Source organism: Pseudomonas sp. VS40 (assembly GCF_018587885.1).
GTDB classification, from domain to species: Bacteria; Pseudomonadota; Gammaproteobacteria; order Pseudomonadales; family Pseudomonadaceae; genus Aquipseudomonas; species Aquipseudomonas pergaminensis.
Genome location: NZ_JAGYWD010000007.1, coordinates 351,967 through 359,132 on the forward strand (window position 1 = coordinate 351,967; position 7,166 = coordinate 359,132).

Here is a 7,166-nt window from a genome sequence, read left to right on the forward strand (position 1 = left end):
GAAAAGCTTCCTTTAGAGTCGCGGTTCAGGGAGTGCAACGTTAGCAGTTTCAGCGTTGTAGCAGGATACGCCCACGGCTGAGGTCGGCAAGCTGAGTCTGCAGGGTATCGATATGCGCTTCGCCCAAGGCGAGTTGCAACTCGACGCCATTGGCGGTGAAGGTTTCGTCGACCACCAGCCCGCCCAGTTCAGCAACGCGCAATTTCACCAGGTTCAGCTCGGCGAACCCGCAGGCGCAGCTCAAGGGGACACGGCTGATCAGTTCGATGCGGTCGGCATTTTGCAGGCATTTATTCGCGCCGCCACCGTAGGCGCGGGCGAGGCCGCCGGTGCCCAATTGGATGCCGCCGTACCAGCGAATCACCAACACCGCGACCTGATCAAAACCTTGCGCCTCGATGGCTGCGAGGATCGGGCGCCCGGCGGTGCCGCCGGGTTCGCCGTCGTCATTGCTGCGGTATTGGTCGGCCAGTTTCCAGGCCCAGCAATTGTGCGTGGCGTTCAGGTCGCTGTGTTGCTCGAAAAACGCCTGGGCGTCTTGCGCGCTGGTGATCGGTGCGGCGAGGGTAATAAAGCGGCTTTTGCGTATTTCTTCGCGAAACTCGCAAAGGCCGGTGAGCGTGAAAGGCATAAGTCGCTTCGATTAATAGACGGGCTTGATGCCACAGCCCTTGAGAATGATGTGGATCAGGTTGGTGCCGGCGTCTTCCATGTCCTGCTTGGTCAGCTTGGTACGACCGGTGACGCGGCAAATCTGGGTGGCAAAGTCGGCGTAGTGCTGGGTGCTGCCCCACAACAGGAAGATCAGGTGCACGGGGTCTATGGGGTCCATCTTGCCGGCGTCGATCCAAGCCTGGAACACGGCCGCGCGGCCGCTGAACCAGGCGCGGTAGTCCTGGCTGAAATATTCGGTCAGGCATTCGCCGCCGCTGATAATCTCCATGGCGAAGATCCGCGAGGCCTGGGGGTGGCGTCGCGAAAACTCCATCTTGGTGCGGATGTAGCGGGTGAGGGCCACGGCTGGGTCATCCTCGGCGGTCAGCGCGTTGAAGGTGCTGTCCCACAGTTCGAGGATGTTGCTGAGCACCGCGATGTACAGCCCCAGCTTGTTAGTGAAGTAGTAATGCAGGTTGGCCTTCGGCAGTCCGGCACTGGCAGCGATGGTGTTCATGCTGGTGCCTTTGAAGCCATGGCGCGCGAACTCATCTTCAGCAGCCTGGAGAATCGCTTGTTCGTTCTTTTGCCGAATGCGGCTGGCGGGTTTACCGGCTTGGTTGCTGTGGGCAGGAACTTCGAGGCTCATGGAGGTTTCCGTGCTGATCGATAGAGACGACGTGTGCACAGATAACCCACCCTCAAGCCCCAGACAAGTCCTGATGCAATAAAACCGTCAAAGCGGTTCCAGACTGTCGCTTTCCGGCGCTTTGTTTGCGGCAGTCACGGGCGCTTTGCTTTCCGGCAGCAGCAGGCACAACAGGATGGCCGTCAACCCGCCGCTGGTGATGGCCGAGTCAAACAGGTTCTGCACCAGCGTTGGCATCAGGTGCAGCAGGTTCGGTTGGGCGGCGATACCCAGGCCGACGCCAAACGAGGTGGCGATGATCAGCATGCTGCGCCGGTCCAGCGGAGCCTGGGCAAGAATGCGCACGCCGGCGGCGGCCACACTCCCGAACATCACCAGGGTTGCGCCGCCCAGTACCGGCTTGGGGATTTGCTGCAGCACGGCACCAATCAACGGAAACAGGCCCAGGCAAAACAGCACTACGCCGATGTAGAGGCCAACGTAACGGCTGGCCACGCCAGTGAGTTGGATCACGCCATTGTTCTGCGCGAAGGTGGTGTTGGGGAAGGCGCTGAAAGTGGCAGCGATCATGCAGCTCACGCCGTCGCCGAGTACGCCGCCTTTGAGCCGGCTTATATAAGAGGGGCCGCTGATGGGCTGACGGGCGATCATGCAGTTGGCGGTGAGGTCGCCAACGGTTTCGATGCTGCTGATCAGATAAATCAGCGCGATCGGCAGGAAAGCGCTCCAGTCGAAGTTGAAACCAAAGCGGAACGGAATCGGCACGCTGACCAGTGGCAGGTCGGGCAGGGCCTGGGGCACGAGTTTGCCGCTGAACCAGGCGGCGAGGCTGCCGAGCGCGAGTCCGATGATGATTGCAGAGAGGCGTACCCAAGGGGTGTTGGAGCGGTTGAGCAAAATGATCGTCAGCACCACGAACAGGCCCAGTGCCAGGTTGGTGGGTGCGCCGAAATCGGCGGCGTTGAACCCGCCGCCAAGGTCAGTGATACCGACCTTGATCAAGCTGATGCCGATCAGGGTGATGACAATCCCCGTCACCAGTGGCGTGATGACCCGACGCAGTTGGCCGATAAACCGGCTCAACACGATTTGCACCGCAGCACCGAAAAAGCACACGCCAAAGATCATCGCCATGATGTCCTCCGGGCTGCCACCTCGTTGTTTCACCAGGAAGCCTGCCGACAGCACCGCGCCGAGGAACGCGAAGCTCGTGCCTTGCAGGCAGATCATCCCGGCGCCGATACCAAAAGGTCTACGCGCCTGGATGAACGTGCCTACACCGGAAACCATCAGCGCCATGCTGATCAGGTAGGGCAAATGGGCGGTGAGTCCCAAGGTAGAGCCGATGATCAGCGGCGGGGTGATGATGCCGACGAAAGCGGCGAGTACGTGTTGCAGGGCAGCGAGGAAGGCCGGAGCAGGTTTCGGCCGATCGTTGAGGCCGTAAATCAGGTCGCTGGGGCTGGAAGATTCTGGTGGCATGGCGGGCAAACTCGAGTCGGACGGTTCTAGGTCCTTGAACTCTTGCAAAAAGCTGTCCAGTTGCTCAGCTTTTTGTGCAAGGCCCGAGCTAGCGCGTTGCAGCCAGGCTTTCGAGGAAGCTTTCCAGCACCAAATGGGGGCGACGGCCTTTGCGCGTGACCGATGCGAGGCTTAAATCGTAAAACCGTGTAGCCGGTTTCAGCGCACGCAGTCGGCCTTGTTGTACCCATAGGCTGGCGTAGTGATCAGGCAGGTAGCCGATGTAGCGGCCGGTGAGAATCAGGAACGCCATGCCTTCTCGGTCAGAGGCGCTGGCGGTGCAGTTGAGCGCCTGGTAATGGGCCTGGATCTCGGCGGGCAAGCGAAAGGTTGGGGCGATGGCGTCCTGGGCATCGATGCGTGCATCGTCCAGTTGTTTATCGTCGGCATAGAACAGCGGGTGGCCCACCGCGCAGTAGAGCAGGGAGCGCTCGCTGTACAGCGGCTGGTATTCCAGACCCGACAGTGCGCTGGCCTGTGGCACCACGCCGACATGCAGGCGGCCGTCGAGGACCCCTTGCTCGACTTCATTGGGAGCGATCATGCGGATCTGGATCTGCACGTCCGGGCCGCGCTCCTTCAACTGTGCGAGTGCGTGGGTGATGCGCATGTGGGGCAGGGTGACGAGGTTGTCGGTGAGGCCGATGATCAGCTCGCCACGCAGATGCTGGTGCAGGCCGTTGACCTCGGTGCGAAAGCTTTCCAGGGCACTTAATAGTTGCAGGGCCGACTGATAGACCTCGCGGCCCTCTTCGGTCAGGGAAAAACCGGCGCGGCCGCGTTGGCACAGTCTTAATCCGAGCCGTTGTTCGAGATCGCTCATTTGCTGGCTGATCGCCGAACGCCCGATGCCCAATACGGTTTCGGCCGCCGAAAAGCCGCCGCATTCCACCACGCTGCGAAAGATGCGCAGCAGGCGGATATCGAAGTCACTGACTTGGGCCAAAGGGTCGGGTCGACGGCTGCTCATGGTTTAGTGAAGGCCTGACTGAAGGTTAGAAGAGTTGGATTTCACCGACTTTATCGCCGTGGCAATTTAGCTGCAACAACGCTTTTCAATCCCGACGCTGCCTTTTGCCTTGCGAGGTTTTGCTGATGAACATGCCCGAAAACGCCCCATCGTCCCTGGCCAGCCAATTGAAGCTGGATGCTCACTGGATGCCGTACACCGCCAACCGTAACTTCCAGCGTGACCCGCGCCTGATCGTTGCTGCCGAAGGAAGCTGGCTGACTGATGACAAGGGCCGCAAGGTGTATGACTCGCTGTCGGGCCTGTGGACGTGCGGCGCGGGGCACACCCGCAAGGAAATCCAGGAAGCGGTCGCCAAGCAACTGGGCACGCTGGACTACTCGCCGGGCTTCCAATACGGTCATCCGCTGTCCTTTCAACTGGCGGAAAAGATCACCGACCTGACCCCAGGTAACTTGAACCACGTGTTCTTCACCGACTCCGGCTCCGAGTGCGCCGATACAGCGGTGAAGATGGTGCGTGCGTACTGGCGTCTAAAAGGCCAGGCCACCAAGACCAAGATGATCGGCCGCGCCCGTGGTTACCACGGTGTGAACATCGCCGGCACCAGCCTGGGTGGCGTCAACGGTAACCGTAAGCTGTTTGGCCAGGGCTTGATGGACGTTGACCATTTGCCGCACACCTTGCTGGCAAGCAATGCCTTCTCCCGTGGCATGCCGGAGCAGGGCGGTATCGCGCTGGCCGACGAACTGCTCAAGCTGATCGAATTGCACGATGCGTCGAACATCGCCGCAGTCTTTGTCGAGCCAATGGCCGGCTCCGCTGGCGTGCTGGTACCGCCGCAGGGCTACCTCAAGCGTCTGCGTGAGATCTGTGATCAACACAACATCCTGCTGGTGTTCGACGAAGTGATCACCGGTTTCGGCCGTACTGGCTCAATGTTTGGTGCCGACAGCTTCGGTGTGACCCCGGACCTGATGTGCATCGCCAAGCAAGTCACCAACGGCGCTATCCCGATGGGCGCCGTGATTGCCAGCAGCGAGATCTATCAGACCTTCATGAACCAGGCGACGCCGGAGTACGCGGTGGAATTCCCCCACGGCTATACCTATTCGGCGCACCCTGTAGCCTGTGCGGCCGGCTTGGCGGCGTTGGACCTGTTGCAGAAGGAAAACCTGGTGCAGAGCGTGGCCGAAGTCGCACCGCACTTTGAGAATGCGCTGCATGGCCTGAAGGGCAGCAAGAACGTGATCGACATCCGCAACTACGGTCTGGCCGGCGCGATCCAGATCGCCCCGCGTGACGGCGATGCCATCGTGCGACCATTCGAGGCCGGCATGGCCTTGTGGAAAGCAGGTTTCTACGTGCGTTTTGGCGGCGACACCCTGCAGTTCGGGCCAACCTTCAACAGCAAGCCGCAAGACCTGGATCGCCTGTTCGATGCGGTCGGTGAAGTGCTGAACAAGATCGACTGATTTCTCCTTCTATATAGAACAACTTTTCAGGAGCCCTGCATGAGCCTTATCCAGCATTTGATCAACGGTGAATTGATCAACGACAGCGGTCGCAGTGCCGACGTGTACAACCCGTCCACCGGCCAGGTGATCCACCAGGTGCCGCTGGCCAGCCGTGAAACCATTCAACAGGCGATCGACGCAGCCAAGGCGGCGTTCCCGGCGTGGCGTAATACCCCGCCGGCCAAACGCGCCCAAGTGATGTTCCGTTTCAAGCAGTTGCTGGAGCAGAACGAAGCGCGTATCTCCCAATTGATCAGCGAAGAGCACGGCAAGACGCTGGAAGACGCCGCGGGTGAGCTGAAGCGTGGGATCGAGAACGTCGAGTACGCGTGTTCGGCGCCGGAAATTCTGAAGGGCGAGTACAGTCGTAACGTAGGGCCGAACATTGATGCTTGGTCGGATTTCCAACCGCTGGGTGTAGTGGCTGGTATCACGCCGTTCAACTTCCCGGCGATGGTGCCGTTGTGGATGTACCCGCTGGCGATCGTCTGTGGCAACTGTTTCATCCTCAAGCCATCGGAGCGTGATCCAAGCTCGACGCTATTGATCGCACAGCTGCTGCAGGAGGCCGGTCTGCCTAAAGGCGTGTTGAGCGTGGTGCATGGCGACAAGGGCGCGGTGGATGCGCTGATCGAAGCACCGGAAGTGAAAGCGCTGAGCTTCGTGGGCTCGACGCCGATTGCCGAGTACATCTATTCCGAAGCAACCAGGCGCGGTAAACGCGTCCAGGCGTTGGGCGGGGCGAAGAACCACGCGGTACTGATGCCGGATGCGGATTTGGACAACGCCGTCAGCGCTCTGATGGGCGCGGCATACGGTTCCTGCGGCGAGCGTTGCATGGCGATCTCGGTGGCCGTGTGCGTGGGCGATCAGGTGGCGGATGCGTTGATCGCCAAGCTCGTGCCGCAGGTCAAGGCGCTGAAGATCGGTGCCGGCACCTCTTGCGGCCTGGATATGGGGCCGCTGGTGACCGGGCAGGCTCGGGATAAGGTCAGCGGCTATATAGAAGACGGTGTTTCATCGGGCGCCAAGTTGGTGGTTGATGGTCGCGGTCTGAGCGTTGCGGGGCACGAGGAGGGGTTCTTCCTGGGTGGCAGTCTGTTTGATCATGTGACGCCTGAAATGCGTATCTACAAAGAAGAGATCTTTGGGCCGGTGCTGTGTGTAGTGCGGGTGGCTAGCCTGGAAGCGGCGATGCAACTGATCAATGATCACGAATACGGTAACGGAACGTGCATCTTCACCCGTGACGGTGAAGCGGCGCGGCTGTTCTGTGACGAGATTGAAGTGGGCATGGTGGGCGTTAACGTTCCACTGCCGGTGCCGGTGGCCTATCACAGCTTTGGTGGCTGGAAGCGTTCGCTGTTTGGCGACCTGCATGCCTATGGGCCGGATGGGGTACGTTTCTACACCCGTCGTAAGGCGATTACCCAGCGTTGGCCGCAACGGGCCAGCCATGAAGCGTCTCAGTTTGCCTTCCCTAGTTTGTAAGGTTGGCTAGAAAGCCGGCCCCTTGGGGCCGGCTTTTGCGTTTTTGGGGCCTTTTTGACCGATATGACAGAAATGTGAAAAAAGGTATTGACGGCAGATTCTGGAAGTCTATAATTCGCCCCACTTCCGGCGCAGTCGAAACGGAAAACTCCTTGGTAAACAAAGAGTTACGCAGAATTCGACAGTGACTTGCTTCAGTTCATCGAAGCCCAGAAGGAGTTGGTAGGGCAGTGTTGTTTGGCTCTATTAACGTTTCGATCTTCTCGGTCGAAAGCGGAGAAAAAGAGGTGTTGACAGCAGCGTGTAACGCTGTAGAATTCGCCTCCCGCTAACGAGAGATCGGAAGCGCAAGTGGTTGAAGTTG

At 59.7% G+C, this 7,166-nt stretch carries 6 protein-coding genes; 2 read left to right on the forward strand and 4 right to left on the reverse strand.

The window, feature by feature from the left end; translation table 11 throughout:
* Positions 1–49: 49 nt before the first annotated feature.
* The 4 genes from KHP07_RS22330 to KHP07_RS22345 all read right to left on the reverse strand — a co-directional run bounded on the left by KHP07_RS22330 (position 50) and on the right by KHP07_RS22345 (position 3,794).
* A complete protein-coding gene (locus KHP07_RS22330; RefSeq protein WP_099493346.1) occupies positions 50–631 on the reverse strand; it encodes an IMPACT family protein in 582 nt (193 codons plus the stop codon).
* Between the two features lie 12 nt (positions 632–643).
* Positions 644–1,303 (reverse strand): TetR/AcrR family transcriptional regulator, encoded by a 660-nt coding sequence (locus KHP07_RS22335; RefSeq protein ID WP_078046723.1) that lies wholly within the window; start codon positions 1,301–1,303, stop codon positions 644–646.
* Positions 1,304–1,390: 87 nt separating this feature from the next.
* Complete coding sequence (locus tag KHP07_RS22340; protein WP_214498035.1) at positions 1,391–2,785, reverse strand: uracil-xanthine permease family protein; 1,395 nt, start codon at positions 2,783–2,785, stop codon at positions 1,391–1,393.
* Between the two features lie 88 nt (positions 2,786–2,873).
* Positions 2,874–3,794: a LysR family transcriptional regulator gene (locus KHP07_RS22345; protein WP_078046725.1), complete on the reverse strand. Its 921-nt coding sequence runs from the start codon at positions 3,792–3,794 to the stop codon at positions 2,874–2,876.
* A 125-nt stretch (positions 3,795–3,919) separates the two neighbouring features.
* Between KHP07_RS22345 and aptA the strand changes: the two genes are divergently transcribed.
* Positions 3,920–5,269, forward strand: a complete 1,350-nt coding sequence (aptA, locus tag KHP07_RS22350) for an omega-aminotransferase AptA (RefSeq protein WP_065900385.1) — start codon at positions 3,920–3,922, stop codon at positions 5,267–5,269.
* A 39-nt stretch (positions 5,270–5,308) separates the two neighbouring features.
* The gene (locus KHP07_RS22355; protein WP_099493344.1) at positions 5,309–6,802 is read left to right on the forward strand and encodes a CoA-acylating methylmalonate-semialdehyde dehydrogenase; all 1,494 of its coding nucleotides are present in this window, start codon (positions 5,309–5,311) and stop codon (positions 6,800–6,802) included.
* Positions 6,803–7,166: the final 364 nt, after the last annotated feature.

Coding starts and splice junctions, on each gene's coding strand:
- aptA (WP_065900385.1), top strand. CDS start 3,920: ATGAACATGCCCGAAAACGCCCCATCGTCCCTGGCCAGCCAATTGAAG.
- KHP07_RS22345 (WP_078046725.1), bottom strand. CDS start 3,794: ATGAGCAGCCGTCGACCCGACCCTTTGGCCCAAGTCAGTGACTTCGAT.
- KHP07_RS22335 (WP_078046723.1), bottom strand. CDS start 1,303: ATGAGCCTCGAAGTTCCTGCCCACAGCAACCAAGCCGGTAAACCCGCC.
- KHP07_RS22340 (WP_214498035.1), bottom strand. CDS start 2,785: ATGCCACCAGAATCTTCCAGCCCCAGCGACCTGATTTACGGCCTCAAC.
- KHP07_RS22355 (WP_099493344.1), top strand. CDS start 5,309: ATGAGCCTTATCCAGCATTTGATCAACGGTGAATTGATCAACGACAGC.
- KHP07_RS22330 (WP_099493346.1), bottom strand. CDS start 631: ATGCCTTTCACGCTCACCGGCCTTTGCGAGTTTCGCGAAGAAATACGC.